Annotated in this window: 25 protein-coding genes; 19 read left to right on the top strand and 6 right to left on the bottom strand. The window is 54.7% G+C overall.

Translation table 11 applies throughout. The features are described from left to right. Window positions 1-50: 50 nt before the first annotated feature. The 3 genes from rsxB to V6P94_RS08340 all read left to right on the top strand — a co-directional run bounded on the left by rsxB (window position 51) and on the right by V6P94_RS08340 (window position 2,038). Complete coding sequence (gene rsxB, locus V6P94_RS08350) at window positions 51-1,043, top strand: electron transport complex subunit RsxB (protein ID WP_133075880.1); 993 nt, start codon at window positions 51-53, stop codon at window positions 1,041-1,043. A gap of 67 nt (window positions 1,044-1,110) precedes the next feature. Then, window positions 1,111-1,749 (top strand): endonuclease III, encoded by a 639-nt coding sequence (nth, locus tag V6P94_RS08345; protein ID WP_326398395.1) that lies wholly within the window; start codon window positions 1,111-1,113, stop codon window positions 1,747-1,749. A 106-nt stretch (window positions 1,750-1,855) separates the two neighbouring features. Next, window positions 1,856-2,038, top strand: a complete 183-nt coding sequence (locus tag V6P94_RS08340; protein ID WP_133075882.1) for a PA3496 family putative envelope integrity protein — start codon at window positions 1,856-1,858, stop codon at window positions 2,036-2,038. An 83-nt stretch (window positions 2,039-2,121) separates the two neighbouring features. Here the strand turns inward: V6P94_RS08340 and V6P94_RS08335 are convergent, their stop codons facing one another. Continuing rightward, a complete protein-coding gene (locus V6P94_RS08335) occupies window positions 2,122-2,748 on the bottom strand; it encodes a response regulator transcription factor (RefSeq protein ID WP_338649208.1) in 627 nt (208 codons plus the stop codon). A gap of 129 nt (window positions 2,749-2,877) precedes the next feature. Between V6P94_RS08335 and V6P94_RS08330 the strand changes: the two genes are divergently transcribed. Together V6P94_RS08330 and V6P94_RS08325 are read left to right on the top strand one after the other, a co-directional pair. Continuing rightward, window positions 2,878-3,969, top strand: coding sequence for an IS630 family transposase (locus V6P94_RS08330; protein ID WP_044272157.1), 1,092 nt, complete (start codon window positions 2,878-2,880; stop codon window positions 3,967-3,969). Between the two features lie 881 nt (window positions 3,970-4,850). Then, entirely contained in the window at window positions 4,851-5,537 is a 687-nt protein-coding gene (locus tag V6P94_RS08325; protein ID WP_338649207.1) for a hypothetical protein, read from the top strand. A 64-nt stretch (window positions 5,538-5,601) separates the two neighbouring features. Here the strand turns inward: V6P94_RS08325 and V6P94_RS08320 are convergent, their stop codons facing one another. After that, on the bottom strand, window positions 5,602-6,819 hold the full coding sequence (locus V6P94_RS08320) for an argininosuccinate synthase (protein WP_133075884.1): 1,218 nt from the start codon (window positions 6,817-6,819) through the stop codon (window positions 5,602-5,604). Between the two features lie 127 nt (window positions 6,820-6,946). After that, window positions 6,947-7,852: an OmpA family protein gene (locus tag V6P94_RS08315; protein WP_326398398.1), complete on the bottom strand. Its 906-nt coding sequence runs from the start codon at window positions 7,850-7,852 to the stop codon at window positions 6,947-6,949. A 144-nt stretch (window positions 7,853-7,996) separates the two neighbouring features. On the opposite strand from V6P94_RS08315, the gene pyrC reads away from it, so the two are divergent. After that, window positions 7,997-9,043, top strand: a complete 1,047-nt coding sequence (gene pyrC, locus V6P94_RS08310; RefSeq protein WP_133075886.1) for a dihydroorotase — start codon at window positions 7,997-7,999, stop codon at window positions 9,041-9,043. Continuing rightward, a complete protein-coding gene (gene rnt, locus V6P94_RS08305; protein ID WP_019823542.1) occupies window positions 9,040-9,714 on the top strand; it encodes a ribonuclease T in 675 nt (224 codons plus the stop codon). Before pyrC ends, rnt begins: the two co-directional genes overlap by 4 nt. 78 nt (window positions 9,715-9,792) lie before the next feature. Here rnt and V6P94_RS08300 read toward each other — a convergent pair whose 3' ends face one another. Further along, entirely contained in the window at window positions 9,793-10,395 is a 603-nt protein-coding gene (locus V6P94_RS08300; protein WP_133075887.1) for a peroxiredoxin, read from the bottom strand. A gap of 282 nt (window positions 10,396-10,677) precedes the next feature. Between V6P94_RS08300 and V6P94_RS08295 the strand changes: the two genes are divergently transcribed. Both V6P94_RS08295 and bfr read left to right on the top strand, forming a co-directional pair. Further along, on the top strand, window positions 10,678-10,896 hold the full coding sequence (locus V6P94_RS08295) for a bacterioferritin-associated ferredoxin (protein WP_133075888.1): 219 nt from the start codon (window positions 10,678-10,680) through the stop codon (window positions 10,894-10,896). Between the two features lie 198 nt (window positions 10,897-11,094). Beyond that, window positions 11,095-11,565, top strand: coding sequence for a bacterioferritin (bfr, locus tag V6P94_RS08290; protein ID WP_016779692.1), 471 nt, complete (start codon window positions 11,095-11,097; stop codon window positions 11,563-11,565). Window positions 11,566-11,655: 90 nt separating this feature from the next. Here bfr and grxD read toward each other — a convergent pair whose 3' ends face one another. After that, on the bottom strand, window positions 11,656-11,997 hold the full coding sequence (gene grxD / locus V6P94_RS08285) for a Grx4 family monothiol glutaredoxin (protein WP_016779691.1): 342 nt from the start codon (window positions 11,995-11,997) through the stop codon (window positions 11,656-11,658). Between the two features lie 386 nt (window positions 11,998-12,383). Between grxD and argF the strand changes: the two genes are divergently transcribed. Further along, complete coding sequence (argF, locus tag V6P94_RS08280) at window positions 12,384-13,304, top strand: ornithine carbamoyltransferase (RefSeq protein ID WP_133075889.1); 921 nt, start codon at window positions 12,384-12,386, stop codon at window positions 13,302-13,304. Then, window positions 13,301-14,410, top strand: coding sequence for an ABC transporter ATP-binding protein (locus V6P94_RS08275; protein ID WP_326398399.1), 1,110 nt, complete (start codon window positions 13,301-13,303; stop codon window positions 14,408-14,410). The genes argF and V6P94_RS08275 overlap by 4 nt, the downstream gene beginning before the upstream one ends. A gap of 23 nt (window positions 14,411-14,433) precedes the next feature. Here the strand turns inward: V6P94_RS08275 and ybaK are convergent, their stop codons facing one another. Further along, window positions 14,434-14,904: a Cys-tRNA(Pro) deacylase gene (gene ybaK / locus V6P94_RS08270; protein WP_133075891.1), complete on the bottom strand. Its 471-nt coding sequence runs from the start codon at window positions 14,902-14,904 to the stop codon at window positions 14,434-14,436. A 381-nt stretch (window positions 14,905-15,285) separates the two neighbouring features. Here ybaK and V6P94_RS08265 point away from each other — a divergent pair, with 381 nt between their 5' ends. The 8 genes from V6P94_RS08265 (at window position 15,286) to V6P94_RS08230 (ending at window position 24,011) form a co-directional block, all read left to right on the top strand. Then, complete coding sequence (locus V6P94_RS08265) at window positions 15,286-16,137, top strand: MIP/aquaporin family protein (protein WP_133075892.1); 852 nt, start codon at window positions 15,286-15,288, stop codon at window positions 16,135-16,137. Window positions 16,138-16,226: 89 nt separating this feature from the next. Next, window positions 16,227-17,732: a glycerol kinase GlpK gene (gene glpK, locus V6P94_RS08260; RefSeq protein WP_133075893.1), complete on the top strand. Its 1,506-nt coding sequence runs from the start codon at window positions 16,227-16,229 to the stop codon at window positions 17,730-17,732. A 136-nt stretch (window positions 17,733-17,868) separates the two neighbouring features. Further along, the gene (locus V6P94_RS08255) at window positions 17,869-18,624 is read left to right on the top strand and encodes a DeoR family transcriptional regulator (RefSeq protein ID WP_133075894.1); all 756 of its coding nucleotides are present in this window, start codon (window positions 17,869-17,871) and stop codon (window positions 18,622-18,624) included. 176 nt (window positions 18,625-18,800) lie between these two features. After that, the gene (gene glpD / locus V6P94_RS08250) at window positions 18,801-20,339 is read left to right on the top strand and encodes a glycerol-3-phosphate dehydrogenase (RefSeq protein ID WP_219260810.1); all 1,539 of its coding nucleotides are present in this window, start codon (window positions 18,801-18,803) and stop codon (window positions 20,337-20,339) included. A 386-nt stretch (window positions 20,340-20,725) separates the two neighbouring features. After that, window positions 20,726-21,655 (top strand): glutamate/aspartate ABC transporter substrate-binding protein, encoded by a 930-nt coding sequence (locus V6P94_RS08245; RefSeq protein WP_133075896.1) that lies wholly within the window; start codon window positions 20,726-20,728, stop codon window positions 21,653-21,655. A gap of 204 nt (window positions 21,656-21,859) precedes the next feature. Next, window positions 21,860-22,606 carry an amino acid ABC transporter permease gene (locus V6P94_RS08240; RefSeq protein ID WP_133075897.1) on the top strand — a complete coding sequence of 249 codons (747 nt, stop codon included), beginning with the start codon at window positions 21,860-21,862 and terminating at the stop codon, window positions 22,604-22,606. Next, complete coding sequence (locus tag V6P94_RS08235) at window positions 22,606-23,280, top strand: amino acid ABC transporter permease (RefSeq protein WP_016779682.1); 675 nt, start codon at window positions 22,606-22,608, stop codon at window positions 23,278-23,280. Before V6P94_RS08240 ends, V6P94_RS08235 begins: the two co-directional genes overlap by 1 nt. Further along, window positions 23,277-24,011: an amino acid ABC transporter ATP-binding protein gene (locus V6P94_RS08230; RefSeq protein ID WP_019823566.1), complete on the top strand. Its 735-nt coding sequence runs from the start codon at window positions 23,277-23,279 to the stop codon at window positions 24,009-24,011. The genes V6P94_RS08235 and V6P94_RS08230 overlap by 4 nt, the downstream gene beginning before the upstream one ends. The last annotated feature ends 64 nt before the right edge of the window (window positions 24,012-24,075 follow it).

The raw sequence follows: 24,075 nt of genomic DNA, 5'->3' as shown, positions 1-24,075 counted from the left end.
ATGTTGAGTGTCGCCCAGATGCGACCCGCTGTAGCTGGACTGATCACACCATGAGCCTGATTCAACGTATTGATGCTTTATTACCGCAAACTCAATGCGGCAAGTGCGGCCATCCCGGCTGCAAACCTTATGCGCAAGGCATTGCCCAAGGCGAGGCAATCAACAAGTGCCCCCCTGGTGGAACCGAAACCATTGCCGCACTGGCCCACTTGCTCAGCATTCCTGTGCTGCAACTGGATACCGATCGCGGTGAAGCCCCACCGCAAGTGGCCTACATTCGCGAAGCAGAATGTATCGGTTGCACCAAGTGCATTCAGGCCTGCCCGATTGACGCCATACTGGGCGCGGCCAAACTCATGCACACCGTCATTGTCGACGAATGCACCGGCTGCGACCTCTGTGTAGCCCCTTGCCCGGTTGACTGCATAGAAATGCGCCCCCTGCCTGCAAATGTAATCCCGATTGTCGGTGGCCTCGCTCACGACTCAGTGCAATACAACGCCCGCAACCAAAAGCGTGACCATGCACGCGGACGCTATGAAGTACGTGACGAGCGTCTGCGCCGCGAAGAGCAACACAGACAGGCTGAACGCCTCGCGCGGGCCCAGCGCCCACCAGCAGTAACTGCCAGTGGCACACGCCCGGATAGCCCGGGGGCAGAACTGTCCAACCTCAATGACGCAGCGCTTAAAAAAGCCAAGGTCACACTCGCCATGGCACGCGCCCAACTGAACAAGTCGCTCAAGGCGTTCGGCCACCCTCCAACGGCACAACAGCAATCCCAGCTTGTAACCCTGCAGCAACAGTTTGAATCTGCCGAACACGCACTGGCACAACTGGAGCCTGCTGCCGAGGTGTCAGTGACTGTGCCCGCTGCAAATACCGCAGAACTCAAACGCGCAAAAATCCAGCTGGCCATGCGCCGCGCCGAACTTAAAAAGGCCATAACCCAGGAGCAGTCCACCGCGCAGTTGAACCTTTTATCCGATGCTGTCACTCAGGCAGAATTAACACTCAACGCGCTGGAGCCGGCCAAGGCCTGATAGATTTTCCCACCACAAGCAAGCGCCTCTTCGTTTAACGGACAGCTATCCAGGAAGTGTTTTACCCATGAACGCCGCAAAGCGCCTTGAAATATTCCGCCGATTTCACGAAGACAATCCTGAGCCAAAGACCGAGTTGGCCTATTCATCTCCTTTCGAACTCCTGATTGCGGTGATTCTGTCCGCCCAGGCCACAGATGTGAGCGTGAACAAAGCGATGGCCAAACTGTTTCCAGTCGCCAACACACCAGAAGCCATCTACGCTCTCGGAGTAGAAGGACTGTCGCAGTACATAAAGACCATTGGCCTGTATAACAGCAAGGCCAAAAACGTGATTGAGACCTGCCGTTTATTGATTGAACGCCATGACAGCCAGGTTCCGCAGACGCGAGAAGAGCTTGAAGCGCTGCCTGGGGTGGGTAGAAAAACGGCAAATGTAGTGCTCAACACCGCCTTCAGGCAGCTGACCATGGCCGTAGACACCCATATTTTCAGGGTCAGCAACAGAACCGGGATTGCGCCGGGCAAAAACGTGGTCGAGGTCGAAAAGAACTTGATGAAGCACGTGCCCAAACCGTATTTGCTGGACGCCCACCACTGGCTGATCTTGCATGGGCGCTATGTGTGTCAGGCACGCAAGCCCCGGTGTGGAAGCTGCCGCATAGAGGATCTGTGCGAATTCAAGCAAAAAACCTCTGATGATTGAGTAATAGATATTTTATGGGCTGATCGATTGAGAAAATCTTTTTTACCCGAGCGGCGATTATCGCTATAAGGGGCGCCATTGACTGTCTTGGCCTGGAGTGAACTAAATGAGCACTGGCAAAGAAGAACTGGAAGTAGAAGAAGATTTTGCAGTCGTCGATCCAGACGATGCAGTGGAGCCTGTCGTCGAGGTGGCAAAAACCAATTTGGCCAAACGCCGTACCATTGACGCGCTTCTGGAAGAAAAACGGCTCAGGAAAGAGCTCGAAGATTATGGATACGATCTTTAACTTCCATCACGCAATATCAAAAGCCTCCTTAGCGGAGGCTTTTCTTGGGGGGCTTTGGGTGTCACTTCCCTATTCCCTCCCCCTCACACCAAGCCATTACGCTGGGCCAGTTCGATCAAATCTACCAGCGAGCGGGCATTGAGTTTCAAGAGAAGTCGGGTTTTGTAGGTACTCACCGTTTTGTTGCTAAGGAACATGCCATCGGCTATTTCCTTGTTGCTTTTCCCCCATGCCAGCTGCTGCAGCACCATCATCTCCCGACCCGAAAGGCGATTGACCATATCAGCCTCACTCGCATTGCCCAGGCTTGAACGCACTGAGTGCAGCGCCTGATTAGGGAAATAGCTATAACCCGACAGCACAGCCTTGATTGCACTCAACAGCTCGGTCAAGTCCTGCTGCTTGCAAACATAACCCGCTGCACCTGCCTGCATGCAGCGCATGGAAAAATGACCGGGAGCTTGCGAGGTCAGCACCAGCACCTTGATAAGCACTGCTGGTGTGGACAGCCGCGCAATAACTTCAAGCCCGTCAAGTTTAGGTATTCCTATATCCAGAATCACAATGTCTGGCGCGTGTTCACGCGCAAGTTGCAAAGCATCCACACCATTGTCCGTCTCTGCGATGACTTCATAGCCATGTCGTTCCATGAGCATACGCACAGCAAGACGAATTACAGGATGATCATCCACGATCAGCACTTTATTCATGGGCAATTCCAATTTATCGCTGTTCGAATTTTTAGAACCAGCACCATAGCCTAGTGTCGTGAGCGGTTAGTTTATTTTCTAACGTACCACGATATACTGTGCACCCCTCGCCCCGAGATGGTTCCAGGCATGCCTCGTCCAATTGCTCCCTTTGCACTGCAGCCCGCCGACGTTCTTACGCTTCAAGGTTGGCTGCGCATGAGTACGCTGGAGCAGAGCCTTGCTCAGCGGGCGCGGATACTGCTTTTGCTCAATGAAGGGGTGACGCCCATTGCCATCTGTGGGCAATTACTGATCACGACACCGACCGTGTTCAAGTGGCGAAAGCGTTATCTGGCGTCGGGCATCGACGGCCTGAACGACCTGCCGCGTAGCGGTCAGCCTTTGAAGCTGGGTGCTGAGAAAGTCAAAGAAATCCTGACCCTGACAACGCACCGGGTTCCCAAGGAAGCAACGCACTGGAGCGTCCGGTTGATGGCCAAGTACGCTCGCGTTACCACCTGGCAAGTCCGGCAGATATGGGCTGCGTCGGATCTCAAGCCGCACCGACTGAAGACATTCAAGATCAGCAATGATCCGCACTTCGCTGAGAAGGTCATCGATGTGGTCGGGCTGTACCTGAGCCCTCCGGACAACGCCATGGTGCTGTCGGTTGACGAGAAAACTCAGATCCAGGCGCTGGATCGTACTCAGCCAATGCTGCAACTTCGGCCTGGGCAGATCGAGCGGCGAACCCATGATTACAAGCGCCATGGCACGGCGAGCTTGTACGCCGCGTTCGACATCATGACCGGTGAAGTAATGGGCCGGATTACCCAGCGGCACCGGGCCAAGGAGTTCCTGGATTTCCTCCGGCAGATTGATAAGAACACGCCTGCCGAGTTGGATCTCCATGTGATCCTGGATAACAGTTCGACCCACAAAACCCCAGCGATCAAGGCCTGGCTGGAAAAACATCCGCGCTTCAAGCTGCACTTCACGCCGACCAGTGCGTCCTGGCTAAACGCGGTGGAAGGCTGGTTTTCACAGCTGGAGAGACGCGCACTGTATCGAGGTGTCTTCACCAGTGTTACTGATCTGAAAGTCGCGATCCGCCAGTTCATTACTGCTCATAACGAGCATTCAGCCAAGCCGTTCAAGTGGACAAAGACCGCAGCGGCCATCATCAGCTCGGTACATATGGCAAAGCTGAGTGTGATGAAGAATAAGCTAATGAACTAACCGCTCGAGACACTAGTCATAACAAACTGGGCATAGCGCCCCCTCACGCATCCGCATCCAAAGACACTTCCTACAAATATTGAAGATTTAACCTACAGAAATAGCCTTCAAACATTAAACATTCAATCAATACATTCCAAGCAAACCCAGATGCACACACATCACCAGCAACACCCACCGGCACATTAAAAGCACATACACATTAAATATTAGCAGCACCTTTGCACAGCCAACATTCTTCAGTTAAGTCCAAAATTTAAACCCAGCATTGGTAAAGCCCGCCCAACACTCAACCATTATCCAAACCAATCAAAACAACACATCCTCCCTCACGCAAAAACCATAAAACACAATAATCCAACCTACTAAATACTCACCCGATGGAATCTACTATTGTTTTCAGGAGAAAATATCAGAAATCTGTACTTACAGAATAGGACTACAGATCATTCAGAAACCACCCAAATATGAATCCATATCAAAAGAATACCAAACCCTGCTTACCTTCCAAAAAGACACACAACGAAAAAACCGTTTAAAAAAGCCCAACAAAAATCATTTGGCGCTATATCTTACAGCTTATTCAAACTCAAGATAAAAAACCTACATGTAATTACGCCAGATAAACAACAACACCTATGGGATTCACTATAGATAACTGCAGCATTCCTACAAACAATTGAAGCAAACTAAAAAACCGAAAGATCCACCTTATAGAGGTCACACTCAAAACCTGGACTGGGTTTGCAGCTTCAATATCCAGTGTCTAAATTTATAGAAACAGGCCCCTAAAGCAAAGCATCAGTTCCCTCCGTTACAGGAGCCCCCCCAGCGCTGTGCGCCAGCCTCTTACTTCAACTACCCTCCAGAAAGGTTATCCCATGATAAAGAACACTTTAAAAATCAATAACCCTCTGACCATAATTGCTGTTTTTTCGATGCTGACCGAAGCATCGGCAGCGGTATCATTGCCGTACATCGACAGTGCACATCAGAAAGAGTATGTTTGGTTTTTAATTATCTTCCCCTTACTACTGATTACGTTATTTTTCCTGACCCTGAACTTCAACAACAAAACACTCTACACCCCGGCTGATTTATCCAAGGCAGCGTTGCCTTTAACTATGACTTCCTATACGCCTCGTACCTACCCTCATAACCGCACAGGCACATCACTTGCCACGCCCCCATACCAACCCGGTATAACACTCAGTTCGTTCCCTCCTCAAAACTTCACATTCCTGCCTCAAGGCCACCGAATTTATGACTCTGACACGAAAGAAACGCCTGAACTGAACAACCCGCCAAACCCACGCTTATACAAAAGCGCTGCGCACGAAATACTGAATAGCCGCTCGACGTCCGTGCGAAAGTCCAAGATTAACAACCGCAAGAGCGACATGCTTTTATTGCTGACCAGTACTCCGCCAGATATCACGCCAGAGACGTCAAAACAGGATATCGAACGTTATAAAAATACGTCTCCCTACGGTGCTAAAATTTTTATCACTTACCACCCCGGCACTGGCAGTACTGGAACCATTCAACTGACTTTAAGAGCGCTGTAATACATTGAATTCAAGACATAAAAAAGCCCCGACCACATGGCCGGGGCTTTTTATGCGGCACGCATCAGAACAACTTGCGGCCTTTATTCGCAGCAATCCGCATACGCAATGCATTCAACTTGATGAAGCCGGCAGCATCTGCCTGATTGTAAGCACCGCCATCTTCTTCAAACGTTGCAATATTGGCATCAAACAAAGACTCGTCTGACTTGCGACCCGTAACGATCACATTGCCTTTGTACAATTTGAGGCGAACAACACCGTTAACGTGAGCCTGCGATGCATCGATCATCTGCTGCAGCATGATGCGCTCAGGGCTCCACCAGTAGCCGGTGTAGATCAGGCTCGCGTACTTGGGCATCAACTCGTCTTTGAGGTGAGCAACTTCACGGTCCAGAGTGATCGACTCAATGGCACGGTGAGCACGCAACATGATGGTGCCGCCCGGAGTCTCGTAGCAACCACGGGACTTCATTCCGACATAACGGTTTTCAACGATATCGAGACGACCGATACCGTTCTCGCCGCCAATACGGTTGAGTGTTGCCAGCACAGTGGCCGGGGTCATTTCGACGCCGTCCAGAGCGACGATATCGCCGTTGCGGTAAGTCAATTCCAGATAAGTCGGCGTGTTCGGCGCGTCTTCTGGAGACTTGGTCCAACGCCACATGTCTTCTTCGTGCTCAGTCCACGTGTCTTCCAGCACACCGCCCTCGTAAGAGATGTGCAGCAAGTTGGCATCCATCGAGTACGGAGACTTCTTCTTGCCGTGACGCTCGATCGGGATATTGTGCTTTTCAGCGTAATCCATCAGCTTTTCACGGGAGAGCAAGTCCCACTCACGCCAAGGAGCAATCACTTTCACCCCTGGCTTCAAGGCATAGGCACCCAGTTCGAAACGAACCTGATCATTACCTTTACCCGTTGCGCCGTGGGAAATGGCGTCTGCGCCTGTTTCGTTGGCGATTTCAATCAGGCGTTTGGCGATCAGCGGACGAGCAATGGAAGTACCCAGCAGGTACTCGCCTTCGTAAACGGTGTTGGCACGGAACATCGGGAAAACGAAGTCTCGAACAAACTCTTCACGCAGGTCATCAATGTAGATTTCCTTGACGCCCATGGCTTGCGCCTTGGCACGTGCAGGTTCGACCTCTTCGCCCTGACCCAGGTCAGCGGTAAAGGTTACGACTTCACAGTTATAAGTATCCTGCAGCCACTTCAGGATCACCGAAGTGTCCAGGCCGCCCGAATAAGCCAGAACGACCTTGTTTACGTCCGCCATGCCATCACTCCACGGGTTGTTCGAAAAGCCGAACAGTCTACCGCCCATATCCATGAATTTACAGAGGCGCGACAGCTTAAGACGACAAAGCGACAGATAATGTCAAAGGAGCGACCAGACGGTCACGTCAGGAAATCGCCGCAGAATTGCTGACACCTACAGAAGGCACAGACTTTTCTGGCTCTGGTACACGCTCCAAACGCACGCTGACCCGACGATTTCTCTCACGATTTGCCCGGGTCGTGTTGGGTGCCAAGGGGTATTGTTCGCCATGAAAACGGACTGTGATCTGAGACTCCTGGAGCCCCTTCTCCTTGAAGAAGTCCATCACCGCCAATGCCCGTCGCCGTGACAGCTCGCGGTTGGTCAAGCGATTGCCCTGATTATCGGAATAACCGTCCAGGATGACGCGGTTGACCGTAGGGTCTGCCTTCAAGTACTCCACCATGACTTGCAAGTTGATCCGAGCCTTCGCATCCAGCTCGGTACCCCCGCCAGGAAAGCCGACCTGGCTTTGCCTGACCTGCTCAAAGTTCTTCGCCAACAACTTGGTGGTACACGCCTCGTAATCCCCGTAGGCCTGGCGAAATCTGGCCGGTAACAGGCGAACCTCCGAAACATTGCCATCGCGCGAGTAGTGCCTGACCAACGGGCTACGCCCTTCAATCAGCCCACGAAACAAGCTGGCGGCCTGGGCCTGGGAACTGTTGAACAATATCTGCCCACGGCCAATTCGCACCGAGCCCAGGTCAATGTCGCCGCGGCCCGGCTGCCAGGGTGCGGCGGCGGCCAATAGCTTCGCAGACCCCTCCCCCAGCATAGAGTTGTAGGCATTGAGACGAAAAACGGCCTGCTCCCCGGCTCGACGCACAAAGGCCCCGGAGCCGAAATCAGTAATGGGCTGGATCAGCCGACACTCGAATTTGTCGCCTTCCACTTTCCACTCGATATTCTCCAGCCGAGTCTGAAAGGTCAGAGCCATGGCAGGCAGGCTGGCAAACATACTGAGCAGGATGAAATAATGCTGGCGCACGGGAGGCTCCACAGGCTTGCACTGCAAAAAAACAGTCCACAGATTGATGAGATATCGGTCAGCAATCACAAAACTTGATAGCGAGTGCCTGATAGAGTCTTTTCCGGTAGCATTCACATCAGTTTGACCCGCCTGGAATTCCCAATGTCTGACCGCCTGACCCTGCTGCGTCCCGACGACTGGCATATACATCTTCGCGATGGTGCTGTGTTGCCTCACACGGTTGCGGATGTAGCGCGCACTTTTGGCCGCGCCATCATCATGCCCAACCTGGTACCTCCGGTGCGTAATGCTGCCGAAGCCGATGCCTATCGCCAGCGCATTCTGGCTGCTCGCCCGGCCGGTAGCCGTTTCGAGCCGCTGATGGTGCTTTACCTCACTGACCGAACACAGCCAGAAGACATTCGTACGGCCAAGGCCAGCGGATTCGTCCATGCAGCCAAGCTGTATCCGGCTGGGGCAACGACCAACTCCGACTCAGGTGTTACCAGCATCGACGCGATCTTCCCGGTCCTCGAGGTCATGGCTGAAGTTGGCATGCCCTTGCTGATCCACGGTGAAGTCACCCGCGCCGGTGTGGACGTCTTTGATCGCGAAAAAATCTTCATCGACGAGCATATGCGCCGTGTTGTAGATCGCTTCCCGACACTCAAAGTCGTGTTTGAGCACATCACCACCGCTGACGCGGTGCAGTTCGTCAACGAGGCCTCGGCCAACGTCGGCGCAACCATTACGGCTCATCACCTGCTGTACAACCGCAATCACATGCTGGTTGGCGGAATCCGCCCGCACTTCTATTGCCTGCCGATTCTCAAGCGCAACACCCATCAGGAAGCTCTGCTGGATGCGGCCACCAGTGGCAGCGAGAAATTCTTCCTGGGTACAGACTCTGCACCCCACGCCCAGCACGCCAAAGAAGCGGCGTGCGGTTGTGCCGGTTGCTACACCGCTTATGCGGCCATCGAGATGTACGCCGAAGCTTTCGAGCAGCGCAATGCCCTGGACAAGCTGGAAGCCTTTGCCAGCCTGAACGGCCCGCGCTTCTACGGATTGCCCGCCAGCACCGAACACATCACCCTGGTTCGCCAGGAGTGGACCGCCCCAAACAGCCTGCCTTTCGGCGAGTTGACCGTAATTCCGCTGCGCGCCGGTGAAACACTGCGCTGGCGCCTGCTGGAGGAACAGCTGTGAGTGACGACCATTATGATGACGAACACGAAGGCGGCCATGGCGGCGGATCGCGCCACCCGATGGCCGAGCGTTTTCGCGGCTATCTACCGGTCGTAATCGATGTTGAAACCGGTGGCTTTAATAGCGCTACTGATGCCTTGCTGGAAATCGCAGCCGTCACGATCGGCATGGACGAAAGAGGCTTTGTGTTCCCGGAGCACACCTACTTCCACCGTGTTGAGCCGTTTGAAGGCGCCAACATCGAAGCTGCAGCGCTGGAATTCACAGGCATCAAGCTCGACCACCCACTGCGCATGGCTGTCAGCGAAGAGACGGCCCTGACCGACATCTTCCGTGGCGTGCGCAAGGCCTTGAAAGCCAACGGTTGCAAGCGTGCCATCCTGGTGGGCCATAACAGCAGCTTTGACCTGGGTTTCCTCAACGCCGCTGTCGCTCGCCTGGACATGAAACGCAACCCGTTTCACCCGTTCTCAAGCTTTGACACCGCTACCCTCGCAGGCCTGGCGTATGGTCAGACAGTATTGGCCAAAGCCTGCCAGACAGCTGATATCGATTTTGATGGGCGTGAAGCGCACTCGGCTCGTTATGACACCGAGAAAACCGCTGAGCTGTTCTGTGGCATCGTTAACCGCTGGAAGCAAATGGGCGGTTGGAAAGACTTCAACGACTGATCCTGTCGTTCAGGCTTTCATCGCGCCCTAAAAAAAACCGGACACTGGGTCCGGTTTTTTTATGCCTGAAACTGACGCTTACAGCTGGTCAGCATTCTCGGTCAGGTACGCTGCAACACCTGCGGTCGAAGCGGTCATGCCTTTGTCGCCTTTTTTCCAGTTGGCAGGGCAAACTTCGCCGTGCTCTTCGTGGAATTGCAGAGCGTCAACCAGACGCAGCAGCTCGTCCATGTTACGGCCCAGTGGCAGGTCGTTGACGATCTGGGAGCGTACAACGCCCTTGTCGTCGATCAGGAACGCGCCGCGCAGTGCCACGCCGCCTTCGTTTTCAACGTCATAGGCCTTGCAGATTGCGTGATTGATGTCGGCAGCCATGGTGTATTTCACCTGGCCGATGCCGCCATTGTTCACTGGAGTATTGCGCCATGCGTTGTGGGTGAAATGGGAGTCGATCGACACGGCAACCACTTCAACGTTACGCGCCTGGAACTCAGGGATGCGGTGGTCCAGAGCGATCAGCTCGGACGGGCAAACGAAAGTGAAGTCCAGCGGGTAGAAGAACACCAGGCCATATTTACCTTTGATGGCGGTGGACAGTGTGAAGCTGTCAACGATTTCGCCATTGCCAAGTACGGCTGCGACGGTGAAGTCAGGGGCTTGTTTGCCTACGAGTACGCTCATTGGATATCTCCTGGTGTGCTGCGTGAAAAACAGGATCCGGTCGGTGCCACCATCGGTTAATGGTACTCAGCCGACCCGCTCCTGCGTGAAAATGACCGGTCATCATACACCGCCCGTCTGGACGGGCCTTAACCCTTTTTCAGGCCCTGAAGGCAGAATCATCGAGACCGTTCGTCAGCACAGCGCCCACAAGCCTCAATTGAGACTCAAGGTACTTTGACAATCATTCTCGTTAACATTAAGATCCTTGAATTGAATCCCAACCAGCGATGGTTCTTATTTATGTACGTTTGCCTTTGCACTGGCGTCACCGATGGAAAAATTCGCGACGCAATCTACGAGGGTTGCTGCAGCTACCGCGAAGTGCGCGAAGCAACAGGTGTCGCTAGCCAATGCGGTAAATGTGCATGCCTGGCCAAGCAAGTGGTTCGCGAAACCCTGGCTTCACTGCAAACCAGTCAGGCCGCAATGAGTTTCCCGGTTGAATTTTCAGCTGCGTAATGTACAGATTTCAAAGAACCGGACTTAGTGTCCGGTTTTTTTATGCCTAAAATTCAAGTGGTTAGCCCCGAGACGCGGAACACAAACATTCTTATTCCGATTAATTTTCATATATTATTCAAATACTTAGGTTTGACAGTCTGCAACGTGCGGATCAAACTCTGCCGTATATACAGTTAATTAAGGCAGGCCCCAGCCATGAAAGGCGACATTTCAGTTATCCAGCATCTCAACAAAATTCTCGGCAACGAACTGGTCGCTATCAACCAATACTTCCTGCATGCACGTATGTATCAGGATTGGGGCCTGGAAAAGTTGGGTGCTCACGAGTACCACGAATCCATCGACGAGATGAAGCACGCGGACAAGCTGATCAAGCGCATCCTGTTCCTGGAAGGCCTGCCGAACGTACAAGATCTGGGCAAGCTGCACATCGGCGAACACACCAAGGAAATGCTCGAGTGCGACCTGCGTATTGAGAAGACCGGCCACGCCGACCTCAAAGCTGCTATCGCCCATTGTGAAGTTGTCGGTGACTTTGGCAGCCGCGAAATGCTGGAAGATATCCTGGAATCCGAAGAAGAACATATCGACTGGCTGGAAACTCAACTGGGCCTGATCGATAAAGTAGGGATTGAGAATTACCTGCAATCTCAAATGGGTGAGTAACTAACAGCCATTAAAAAGCCCCGCCCTGTTTATCACGGGGCGGGGCTTTTTTATGCGTGTTACATAACAACTGTAACTACGCGACTGACATCAGGCTTCAGTCTTGTTTGCAGCAGCTTTCTCGACAGCTTCTTTGATCAAAGCCTGCAAAGAACCATCGGCGGCCATTTCAGCCATGATGTCGCTACCACCCACCAACTCACCACCGACCCACAGTTGCGGGAAAGTTGGCCAGTTAGCGTACTTCGGCAGATTGGCGCGGATTTCCGGGTTCTGAAGGATGTCCACGTAAGCGAACTTCTCGCCACAACCCATGACTGCCTGGGCAGCCTTGGCCGAAAAGCCGCACTGCGGGGCATTCGGGGAGCCTTTCATGTAGAGCAGAATGGTGTTGTTCGCAATCTGGTCTTTAATAGTTTCGATGATATCCATGGAGCACCTCGGCTGAACTTTCCGACTCAGATGTCGGCACGGTGGCGCATTGTAACGGAAAGCCGAGCGTGACGCTCGGTCTCCCCGACAGACAATAGTCGGCCCCTCACGCCTCTCCAAATGCCCCGCGCAATTGCCAAGCAACGCCACGGCAGTGTACAAATGGACAGCTGAGGTGAGGCATACCACCTGAGTGGCTCGTGCAGCGCAAGACTCGCTCAAACCTCTATACACGTGACCCTTATTGGCAAGACGCGACATTTCCTTATAAGATCGCGCCTTCCCCTATTTCGTCGCCCCGTGCGGCTTTCGCCGCAGGTCTCGCCCGTTTTTCCGAAAACCCCGGCTTTGAGCATCTGCGGTCGTTGCAAAAAAGGTAGTTAATGATGAGCGCAAGGCACTTTCTCTCCCTGATGGATTGCACGCCCGAAGAGCTAGTCAGCGTGATTCGTCGCGGTATCGAGCTGAAGGACCTGCGTCAACGCGGCGTTCTCTTCGAACCTCTGAAAGGTCGCGTGCTGGGCATGATTTTCGAGAAATCATCGACCCGTACCCGTCTGTCATTTGAAGCAGGCATGATCCAGCTGGGTGGCCAGGCCATTTTTCTGTCCCCTCGCGACACCCAACTGGGCCGTGGCGAGCCAATCGGTGACTGCGCCATCGTGATGTCGCGCATGCTTGACGCCGTCATGATCCGCACCTTCGCACACAGCACCCTGACCGAGTTTTCGGCCAACTCCCGCGTACCTGTTATCAATGGTCTGTCAGACGATCTGCACCCTTGCCAGTTGCTGGCCGACATGCAAACGTTTCAGGAACATCGCGGATCGATCAAAGGCAAAACCGTGGCCTGGATCGGTGATGGCAACAACATGTGCAACAGCTATATAGAAGCGGCCATCCAGTTTGACTTCAAGCTGCGTGTTGCCTGCCCTGAAGGCTATGAGCCCAACCCGCAGTTCGTGGCTCAAGCCGGTGATCGCGTGACTATCGTTCGCGATCCTCGTGATGCCGTGATTGGCGCCCATCTGGTCAGCACTGACGTGTGGACCTCCATGGGCCAGGAAGAAGAAACCGCCAAGCGCCTGCAACTGTTTGCTCCGTACCAGGTCAACCGGGCCCTGCTCGACCTGGCTGCCGACGACGTGCTGTTCATGCACTGCCTTCCCGCTCACCGTGGCGAAGAGATCAGCCTCGATTTGCTGGATGACCCCCGCTCCGTGGCATGGGATCAAGCTGAAAACCGCCTGCATGCGCAAAAAGCGCTGCTCGAATTCCTTGTCCAACCGGCGTACCAACCCGCATGAGTCAGCCGTTATTGCTCAACCTTAGCGATCTGGCCTGTGGGTATCAGGGCCAGAGCGTCGTACAAAACCTCAACCTGCACCTCAATGCTGGAGATATTGGCTGCTTGCTGGGCTCATCGGGCTGTGGCAAAACCACCACACTGCGCGCTATTGCCGGTTTTGAGCCGGTGCATCAGGGTGAAATCAGGCTGGCTGGGGAGGTCATTTCAAGTGCTGGCTTTACCTTGGCCCCAGAGAAACGTCGTATCGGCATGGTGTTTCAGGACTACGCCCTGTTTCCGCACCTGAGCGTGGCCGACAACATTGCGTTCGGGATTCGCAATCATCCGAACAAGGATCGCGTGACCGAAGAGCTGCTTGAACTGGTCAATCTCAAGCAGCTCGGCAAACGCTTCCCCCACGAGCTTTCCGGCGGCCAGCAGCAACGTGTCGCCCTTGCACGTGCATTGGCACCCGAACCTCAATTACTCCTGCTGGATGAGCCGTTTTCCAACCTCGATGGCGAGTTGCGACGCAAACTCAGCCATGAAGTGCGAGATATCCTGAAAGCACGGGGCACCAGTGCGATTTTGGTAACACATGACCAGGAAGAAGCCTTCGCTGTGAGCGACCATGTCGGTGTCTTCAAGGAAGGCCGCCTTGAACAGTGGGATACGCCCTACAACCTGTACCACGAACCTCAGACACCTTTTGTGGCGAGTTTTATCGGTCAGGGCTACTTCATTCGGGGCCAGTTACTAAGCCCTGAGTCGGTGCAAACCGAGCTGGGGGTTTTACGCGGCAACCGCGCATACACCTGGCCGACTGGCGGCGCAGTCGATGTGTTGCTGCGTCCGGACGATATCGTCTACGCGCCGGACAGCGATTTGAAAGCCCGGATTATTGGCAAGACATTCCTCGGCGCCTCCACCCTGTACCGCCTGCAACTGCCTACAGGAAGCCAGCTGGAATCGATTTTCCCGAGCCACGCCGATCACTTGCCTGGGGCGCAAGTGGGCATTCGCGTAGCAGCCGAGCATCTGGTGATGTTTCAAACCAGCGGCAGCGTTGCTGCGCAAATCCCGCACTCCGAATCAGGTGTAAGGCGTTTCAGCACCGCTCAGTAATCCCTTACCACAACAATTTGCGCTTACACCCGACCTACCTCTGCAAACTGCGCCTGCGTATGCTCTGCCAGCACCCCAGGCGCCAGTTCCACTTCCAGCCCGCGTCGTCCGGCGCTGACAAAAATAGTCGCAAAACCTTCAGCACTTTTATCGATAAAGGTGCGCAGTCGCTTCTTCTGCCCCAGCGGACTGATGCCTCCCAACAAATACCCTGTTGAACGCTGAGCTGCCGCCGGGTCCGCCATTTCGACTTTTTTGACCCCGGCAGCGTGTGCGAGGGCTTTTAAATCAAGGCTTCCGACGACCGGTACCACAGCGACCAATAACTCCCCCTTCTCACTGCTGGCCAGCAACGTCTTGAACACCTGAGCAGGTTCCAGGCCAAGCTTTTCTGCGGCCTCCAACCCATAGGATGCCGCTTTTGGATCATGTTCATAGCTATGCACACGATGTTCGGCGCGAACTTTTTTCAGCAGGTCCAATGCAGGCGTCATGACAGCTCCAGTCTTGAATGAGTAAAAGAAAACTGATGGCCGATTTTAGGCTATTGGCCCGTAAAAAACGCGCTGGCACGGGGCTTTGCGCCATGCATTTAGCTGAAACGTTACACGCCAACCTACCAATTCGTAGTGTTTTCTTACAGAAAAACCAGTACTACACCCCCGTTCTAAAGTCAGAATGTGAATACCCGTTCACTTTCGACCTTTGACAGCAGCGTTTCTTGTCTATATTTTTTCGAATCTGAATATTAGCATTCAACTTTTGTACGACTTTACCTACATGCTGAAATCAATGGTACGCAATTACCCGATCAGACCAAGGCGCGCCGCCACCCTGATTGATAACGTCTAAAAACAACAATAACGAGGCTTCAGATGACGACTGCATCGCAACACCCCACACTTTCAGGTCAGTGCCTGGCCGAGTTTCTCGGTACCGCACTGTTGATATTTTTCGGTACCGGTTGCGTTGCGGCTCTCAAAGTCGCGGGTGCCAGTTTTGGCTTATGGGAAATCAGCATCATTTGGGGCATTGGCGTCAGCATGGCGATTTACCTGACAGCAGGCGTTTCAGGCGCACACCTGAACCCGGCAGTCAGCATCGCGCTGTGCCTGTTCACCGATTTCGAAAAACGTAAGCTGCCCTTTTACATCCTTGCCCAAGTCGCAGGCGCCTTCTGCGCTGCAGCGTTGGTTTACACGCTCTACAGCAATCTCTTCTTCGATTACGAACAAGCACATCAAATGGTTCGAGGCAGCCAGGCCAGCCTGGAGTTGGCATCGGTCTTCTCGACCTACCCGCACCCCTCGCTTACAACGCTCCAAGCCTTCCTCGTCGAAGTGGTGATTACCGCTATCCTGATGGGCGTGATCATGGCACTTACCGACGACAAGAACGGTTTGCCACGTGGCGCACTGGCACCCCTGCTGATCGGCTTGCTGATTGCTGTCATCGGCAGCTCGATGGGGCCGCTAACCGGCTTTGCGATGAACCCCGCGCGTGATTTCGGGCCTAAACTGATGACATTCTTGGCGGGTTGGGGTGAAATTTCGTTCACCGGTGGACGCGACATCCCTTACTTCCTGATTCCAATATTTGCACCGATCGTGGGCGCTTGCCTGGGCGCAGCCATTTATCGCGGCCTGATTGCCCGCCACCTGCCTGACGCGGCCCCTGTAGCCGCCGACACCCAGGCTGCAGCGCAAGTGAAAACCCAAGCTTCCTGATATCGACTTATGAAACGGGGCGCACGAGACCTACTGCCCGTTACCTTTCTCGCGCCCCCAACCTCCCTCATTCTGCAAGGCACTTTCAAATGACCGACATTCAGAATAAGAACTACATCATTGCGCTGGACCAAGGCACAACCAGTTCGCGAGCGATCATCTTCGATCGTGACGCCAACGTGGTATGCACGGCGCAACGTGAGTTTCAACAGCACTACCCGCAACCGGGCTGGGTTGAACACGACCCGATGGAAATTTTCGCCACCCAAAGCGCCGTGATGGTCGAGGCCCTTGCACAAGCCGGCCTGCATCACGATCAGGTGGCCGCCATCGGCATCACCAACCAGCGTGAAACCACCGTTGTGTGGGACAAGGTCAGCGGTCGTCCGATCTACAATGCCATCGTATGGCAGTGCCGCCGCAGCACCGAAATCTGCGAGCAGCTCAAGCGCGATGGCCACGAGCAATACATCAGCGACACCACTGGCCTGGTGACCGACCCGTACTTCTCGGGTACCAAACTGAAGTGGATCCTCGATAACGTCGAAGGCAGCCGTGAGCGCGCACGCAATGGCGAACTGTTGTTCGGCACTGTCGACAGCTGGCTGATCTGGAAATTTACCGGCGGCAAAACCCACGTCACCGACTACACCAATGCCTCTCGCACCATGCTCTTCAACATCCACACTCTGGAGTGGGATGCCAAGATGCTGGAGGTACTGGATATCCCGCGCGAAATGCTGCCAGAAGTGAAGTCATCTTCAGAAATCTACGGCCGCACCAAAAGCGGTATTGCCATTGGCGGCATTGCAGGCGACCAACAGGCGGCACTGTTTGGCCAGATGTGTGTCGAGCCGGGGCAGGCCAAGAATACTTACGGCACCGGCTGCTTCCTGCTGATGAACACCGGCGCAAACGCCGTCAAATCGACCCACGGCATGCTGACTACCATCGCCTGCGGCCCACGTGGCGAAGTTGCCTACGCATTGGAAGGCGCCGTCTTCAATGGTGGTTCCACCGTTCAATGGCTGCGTGACGAACTGAAGATCATCAACGACGCACACGACACCGAATACTTCGCCAACAAGGTCAAGGACAGTAACGGCGTCTACCTGGTGCCTGCCTTCACTGGCCTGGGCGCCCCTTACTGGGACCCGTATGCCCGTGGCGCATTATTCGGCCTGACTCGCGGCGTACGCGTTGATCACATCATTCGTGCAGCACTGGAGTCGATCGCCTACCAGACACGCGACGTGCTGGATGCCATGCAGCAGGACTCTGGCGAACGCCTCAAAGCCTTGCGTGTGGACGGTGGCGCCGTAGCCAACAATTTCCTGATGCAATTCCAGGCCGACATTCTCGGCACCCTGGTTGAACGCCCGCAAATGCGCGAAACCACTGCATTGGGCGCGGCCTACCTGGCTGGTCTGGCCTGCGGTTTCTGGGGCAGCCTGGATGAATTGCGCGGCAAGGCCGTGATCGAGCGCGAATTCGAACCTGCGCTGGACGAAGCCAGCAAAGAGAAGCTCTATGCCGGCTGGAAAAAAGCCGTCAGCCGCACTCGCGACTGGGAACCCCACGAAGAAAGCAACTAAGCCTACCGGGCAATAACTGCTGCGGGCGCCATTGGCGCCCGCAGTCGCTTCAATATTTGATGGCACCTGCGAGTAGCAGGCGGCGCTTTCCTGCGGCATCATGGGCGAATTTGCTTCGCCGCCCAAAGGAAAATCAATGAATCTGCCTCCACGCCAGCAGCAGATCCTCGAACTCGTACGCGAGCGCGGTTATGTCAGCATCGAGGAAATGGCTCAGCTGTTCATCGTCACACCGCAGACCATTCGCCGCGACATCAATCAACTGGCAGAAGCCGATCTGCTACGCCGTTACCACGGTGGAGCCGCCTATGACTCCAGCGTTGAAAACACTGCCTACGCCATGCGCGCAGACCAGATGCGCGACGAAAAGCGCCGCATTGGCGAAGCCATTGCCGCCCAGATCCCTGATCACGCCTCGATTTTCATCAATATCGGCACCACCACCGAGTCGATTGCACGGGCGCTGCTCAATCACAACCACCTGAAAATCATCACCAACAACCTGCACGTGGCTTCAATCCTGAGTGCCAAGGATGACTTTGAAGTCCTGATCGCAGGCGGCAACGTACGCCGCGATGGCGGTATCGTTGGCCAGGCCAGTGTCGATTTCATCAACCAGTTCAAGTTCGACTTTGCACTGGTCGGTATCAGCGGCATCGACTCCGACGGTAGCCTGCTGGACTTCGACTATCAGGAAGTTCGCGTCTCACAGGCGATTATCGCCAACGCCAGACAAACGATCCTGGCAGCCGACTCCAGCAAGTTCGGCCGCAATGCGATGGTACGGCTGGGCCCGATCACCCTGATTGATTGCCTGGTCACCGACCAGCCGCCCGTGCCCGAACTCGCGCAACTCCTGGCTCAAAACAAGATCCGCCTGGAAGTGGTGTAACCGGCCCGCAGGTTCATCTGCCCATCCAAAATGTTCGATATTCTTCTTTTAACCCCCCTTCGATGAGTTTTTTCAATCGAAGGGTGCTGGCTACCCTCGCCTTTATCCGCTAATATTTTCGAAAATGAACATTAGTGTTCACATTCAAATATGCGTAAAGAACGCGAGGCCCATTTATGTCCCTGACCACCTTGCCTGCCACCCCCCTCGCTGAGGTTTACGACGTTGCTGTGATTGGCGGCGGGATCAATGGCGTCGGGATTGCGGCAGACGCAGCCGGTCGCGGCTTGTCTGTGTTCCTTTGCGAAAAAGACGATCTGGCCAGCCACACCTCATCCGCCAGCAGCAAGCTGATCCACGGCGGCTTGCGCTACCTCGAACACTACGAGTTCCGCCTGGTACGAGAAGCACTGGCTGAACGTGAAGTGCTGCTGTCCAAAGCACCGCATATCGTCAAACCCATGCGTTTTGTCTTGCCCCATCGCCCGCACCTGCGCCCGGCGTGGATGATCCGTGCCGGGCTGTTCCTGTATGACCATCTGGGCAAGCGCGAAAAACTCGCGGGCTCCACCAGCCTCAAGTTTGGTGCAGACAGCCCGTTGAAAGCAGAAATCACCAAAGGCTTCGAGTACTCCGACTGCTGGGTCGATGACGCTCGCCTGGTAGTACTTAACGCCATGGCCGCGCGGGAAAAAGGTGCCCATGTCCATACACAGACTCGCTGCGTGGGTGCGCGCCGTAACAAAGGGCTGTGGGAATTGAACCTGGAACGTGCTGACGGCAGCCTGTTTTCGATTCGCAGCAAAGCTTTGGTCAATGCCGCTGGCCCTTGGGTAGCCAAATTCATCAAAGACGACTTGAAGCTGGATTCGCCTTACGGCATCCGCCTGATCCAGGGCAGTCACCTCATCGTTCCCAAGCTGTATGACGCGCCCAATGCGTTCATTCTGCAAAACGAAGATCAGCGGATTGTGTTCACCATTCCCTACATGGATCAGTTCACTATCATCGGCACCACCGACCGTGAATACACAGGCGATCCGGCCAAAGTAAGCATCACGGAAGAAGAAACCGACTACCTGCTGAATGTAGTCAATGCCCACTTCAAGCAACAAGTAACCCGCAGCGACATCCTGCGCACTTACTCCGGCGTGCGCCCGCTGTGTAACGACGAGTCCGACAACCCTTCAGCAGTGACCCGGGATTACACCCTGGCATTGTCCGGCGCACCGGGCGAAGCCCCGCTGCTGTCAGTGTTCGGCGGCAAACTGACCACTTACCGCAAGCTGGCCGAGTCGGCCATGGCCCAATTGACGCCCTACTTCACCCAGATCAAGCCGAGCTGGACCGCCACCGCGACATTGCCGGGCGGCGAAAACATGACCACGCCAAAAGCCCTGAGCGCCGCCCTGATCAGCAAACACAGCTGGCTGGATGCCGCGATTGCCAAGCGCTGGGCAATCACCTATGGCAACCGCTCGTGGCGCTTGCTGGACGGCGTACAAGGCCTGAGCGACATGGGCGAGCATATCGGCAGTGGCCTCTACAGCCGTGAAGTCGATTACCTGTGCAGCCAGGAATGGGCACTGGATGCACAGGACATTCTGTGGCGCCGGACCAAGCTGGGCCTGTTTACCACCGCTGAAGAGCAGGCGCATCTGTCCCAGTACATGGCCACCCTGAATCTGAAAAACCGCAAGGTAGAAGCGGCTTAAACCTGCTCCCCCGCCCCACAGGTCTCAATTGCTTGTGGGGTGAGGGCATGACGATCCCGCTTGCTCGCGATGAAATCGGAACGGTTTGCCAGAAAACACTGACTACCTGAATCGCGAACTGCCTGCGCCATCTTTCATTCGGTTTTCCGAACGCGCACCCCTGTATCATTCGGCTTTCCGGGCGCGACCGCTTTTAAAGCCCGCCATCAATCAACTTAAATCCCTTATAAATCAAAGCATTAGACATAAATTCAATGTCTGGCACGACTCATGCTCTACACTCTGGACCGAATGCTTTAACAGAGCGTTTAGTCTGTTGAGACATTCGAAGTACAAAAGGGCCCACAAACGGGCTCAATAAAAAAAACAATGTCGAGGAAACACCGATGCGCATCGTTCCGCAACTTTTGGGCGCAGCAATTGCTGCAGCTCTGATTAGCACTCCAGTTTTTGCAGCCGAATTGACCGGCACACTGAAGAAAATCAAAGAATCCGGCACCATCACCCTTGGGCATCGTGACTCCTCCATTCCGTTCTCCTACATCGCGGACGCTTCCGGCAAACCGGTTGGTTACTCCCACGATGTACAGCTGGCAATCGTTGAAGGGCTGAAAAAACAGCTCGACATGCCGGACCTCAAAATCAAATACAACCTGGTTACTTCCCAGACCCGTATCCCGCTGGTGCAGAACGGCACCGTTGACGTTGAGTGCGGCTCCACCACCAACAACGTGGAACGCCAGCAACAAGTCGACTTTTCGGTCGGCATCTTCGAAATCGGTACCCGCCTGCTGTCCAAAAAGGACTCGCCTTACAAGGACTTCGCTGACCTGAAAGGCAAGAACGTCGTAACCACGGCTGGCACCACCTCCGAGCGCATCCTCAAGGCGATGAACGCTGACAAGCAGATGGGCATGAACGTGATCTCGGCAAAAGACCACGGCGAAGCCTTCAACATGCTTGAGTCGGGCCGTGCTGTTGCTTTCATGATGGACGACGCCCTGCTGGCCGGCGAAATGGCTAAAGCCAAGAAGCCAACTGACTGGGCTGTTACCGGTACTCCACAGTCGTACGAAATTTACGGCTGCATGGTTCGTAAAGGCGACCCTGAGTTCAAAAAAGCAGTGGATGACGCCATCGTTGCCTACTACAAGTCGGGCAAAATCAACGACACCTACAACACCTGGTTCCAATCGCCTATTCCACCAAAAGGCCTGAACCTGATGTTCCCGATGAGCGATGAGCTCAAGGCACTGATCGCCAACCCGACAGACAAAGCAGCAGACGACAAGCCAGCAGAAGAAAAGAAATCCTGATTTCTGACCTTTGATACTCCCGAGCGTGTGTCATCACGCTCGAGGAGTTGTCGAGCACCTTTGTACTAAGCTTCTTATTGCATTAGAGAACACTCGAACCGCTGGTTATCGAGCGGGTTTTGTGTGCCCGACGACCCTGTCGGGTGAGAACGGATTCCCTGAAGCAAGTGCTTGTTTATAGACCCATCTGAGGGGAGACCCTGCATGAATTACAACTGGGACTGGAGCGTGTTCTTCAAGTCCACCGGCGTAGGCAGCGAGACGTATCTCGACTGGTTTATTTCCGGATTGGGCTGGACCATCGCTATCGCTGTTGTCGCCTGGATTGTCGCCTTGATCCTGGGTTCGCTGCTGGGTGTCATGCGCACACTGCCGAACCGTTTCATCGCGGGCATCGCCACGGTTTACGTTGAAATCTTCCGTAACGTGCCGCTGCTGGTGCAGCTGTTTATCTGGTACTTCCTGGTACCCGACCTGCTGCCGCCTGATTTGCAGGAGTGGTACAAGCAAGACCTCAATCCGACGACCTCGGCTTACCTGAGCGTTGTCGTGTGCCTGGGCCTGTTTACCGCTGCACGGGTTTGCGAACAGGTTCGTACCGGTATCGAGGCACTGCCACGAGGTCAGGAAGCTGCCGCCCGCGCCATGGGCTTCAGCATGTCGCAGATCTACTGGAACGTGCTGCTGCCGCAAGCCTACCGGATCATCATTCCACCGCTCACCTCCGAGTTCCTGAACGTGTTCAAGAACTCCTCCGTGGCCTCGTTGATCGGCTTGATGGAACTGCTGGCACAAACCAAACAGACAGCTGAATTTTCCGCCAACCTGTTTGAAGCCTTCACCCTGGCCACCCTGATCTACTTCACCTTGAACATGAGCCTGATGTTGCTGATGCGCCTGATCGAGAAAAAAGTAGCAGTGCCCGGCCTGATGTCTCTGGGGGGTAAATAATGGACTTCTTCGATTTCAGCGGCATCGTCCCTGCCCTGCCAGGCCTGTGGAACGGCATGGTCATGACCTTGAAGCTCATGGTCATGGGCGTCGTGGGTGGCGTGGCCCTGGGCACAGTGCTGGCATTGATGCGTTTGTCGTCAAGCAAGTGGATGGCCAATCTGGCCGGCGCTTACGTGAACTACTTCCGCTCGATCCCGCTCCTGCTGGTCATTACCTGGTTCTATCTGGCCGTACCTTTCGTGCTGCGCTGGATCACCGGCAAAGACACCCCGATCGGCGCTTTCGAGTCGTGCCTGGTGGCCTTCGTGATGTTTGAAGCCGCCTACTTCTGCGAAATCGTACGAGCTGGCGTGCAGGCCATTCCCAAAGGCCAGATGGGTGCAGCCAAAGCACTTGGCATGAGTTACGGCCAGGCCATGCGCCTGATCATCCTGCCCCAGGCCTTTCGCAAAATGACCCCCTTGCTGCTGCAACAGAGCATTATCCTGTTCCAGGACACGTCGCTGGTTTACACCGTAGGCCTGGTTGACTTCCTCAATGCCTCGCGCTCCAGTGGCGACATCATCGGCCGCTCCAATGAGTTCCTGATCTTCGCCGGTCTGGTGTATTTCATCATCAGCTTTTCCGCCTCGCTGCTGGTCAAGCGTCTGCAAAAAAGGTTTGCCGTATGATCTCGATCAAGAACATCAACAAGTGGTACGGGGACTTCCAGGTACTGACCGATTGCAGTACTGAAGTCAAAAAGGGCGAAGTGGTCGTAGTATGCGGCCCGTCCGGCTCGGGCAAGTCGACCCTGATCAAGTGCGTCAACGCCCTTGAACCGTTCCAGAAAGGTGACATTACGGTTGACGGCACTTCCATTGCCGACCCGAAGACCAACCTGCCAAAACTGCGTTCGCGGGTTGGCATGGTGTTCCAGCATTTCGAACTGTTCCCGCACATGACCATCACCGAAAACCTGACGATTGCGCAGGTCAAGGTATTGGGTCGCAGCAAGGCCGAAGCCACTAAAAAAGGCCTTGAACTGCTGGAGCGCGTTGGTCTGTCGGCCCATGCCCACAAGCACCCGGGCCAGTTGTCCGGTGGTCAGCAACAGCGTGTGGCGATTGCCCGCGCCCTGGCCATGGACCCGATCGTCATGCTGTTTGACGAACCGACCTCTGCGCTCGACCCGGAAATGGTTAACGAAGTACTCGACGTGATGGTGCAACTGGCCAACGAGGGCATGACCATGATGTGCGTAACCCACGAAATGGGTTTTGCACGCAAGGTGGCCGACCGTGTGATCTTTATGGACCAGGGCAAAATCGTCGAAGACTGCGAGAAAGAAGAGTTCTTCGGTGACGTATCAGCCCGCTCCGAGCGTGCGCAGCACTTCCTCGCCAAGATCCTGCAGCACTAAATTTGGTGCAAACCAAATACCTGTAGTCGCTGCCGCAGGCTGCGAAGGGGGCCAAAGCCCCCGT

Origin of the sequence: Pseudomonas sp. ML2-2023-3 (assembly GCF_037055275.1) — a bacterium.
GTDB lineage: Bacteria > Pseudomonadota > Gammaproteobacteria > Pseudomonadales > Pseudomonadaceae > Aquipseudomonas.
Note: the sequence above shows the minus strand (reverse complement) of the source record. Positions and strands in the feature narration are given on the sequence as shown.